Source organism: Psychrobacter sp. 1U2 (assembly GCF_051847575.1).
This window is the reverse complement of record NZ_JBPYDC010000580.1, coordinates 1-960: the sequence shown is the minus strand read 5'-3', so window position 1 is coordinate 960 and position 960 is coordinate 1. Positions and strand designations below refer to the sequence as shown.

The 960-nt window shown below is 41.8% G+C and carries 2 protein-coding genes; both read right to left on the bottom strand.

Annotated features, from left to right (window positions below):
• The coding region (locus ACS8FD_RS17400; protein WP_439276773.1) for an aldehyde dehydrogenase family protein at positions 1 to 449 on the bottom strand (449 nt) is incomplete at its 3' end.
• Between the two features lie 192 nt (positions 450 to 641).
• On the bottom strand, positions 642 to 960 hold a 319-nt coding region (locus tag ACS8FD_RS17395), incomplete at its 5' end, for a 2-oxoadipate dioxygenase/decarboxylase family protein (protein ID WP_439276772.1).

Here is a 960-nt window from a genome sequence, read left to right as displayed (position 1 = left end):
TTAAACGCAGAGATGACACCGATAACACCAAGCGGATGCCACGTCTCACGCATATGGTGACCTGGACGCTCAGAGGCAATCGTCAAGCCATAGAGCTGACGTGAAACGCCGACAGCGAAGTCGCAGATATCGATCATCTCTTGTACTTCACCTAGGCCTTCTTCTTTGATCTTGCCAGCTTCAAACGACACCAGCATGCCCAAATCTTCTTTATGCTCGCGCAGCACTTCACCGAGCAGACGAATCAATTCGCCACGCTTGGGCGCAGGAACGACCCGCCACTCCTTAAACGCTTTTTTGGCATTTTGGATTTTATTATTAACCTCATCGACGCTATCTAAGGTTATTTTGCCAATAACCGTACCGTCTATAGGCGTATTGACTTCAAAATCGCCATGTTGATATTGCTCTTCTTTGACACCCATGGCAGACATGTATTGCTCAATCATACTCAATCCCTTGTATAGTTATTTGTAATATCCTTAATAGATATTTAAGCTACCTTGCAACGCGATAACTTGCAAAATAATAAATTTCTTACAGTCATTCCATTTTGGAATAGCGAATAAATAAAACCGCTATATGTATTTGTTATACATAACAGCCCTTCGGCCATAGCTGTTTTATATACACCCGTACTCCTATACAAAACTGTTTAAAGCATTTATGCAGTCTTTTAAGCTTTGAGCTTGTATCTCTTCATATAACGCCAGCTCATCATAGATACTAGCGCCAAGCGCTTGCTCAAACTCATGCTGATTTGAATTGCCATCATAGTTGCTTTGCTTGCCTTGCTGAAGATTAGATTGAAAAATACCAGCGGCACTAACAGGCAGAAAATCTTCGTAAACGATAGGTTCAATCCGGATAGTGCCTTTCTCAATCAAAGCGTTTACTACTTGTTTTGAATCGACCGTTTGTGCATCAACGGTTTCTAAATGAAGCATAGCACTGTCTACA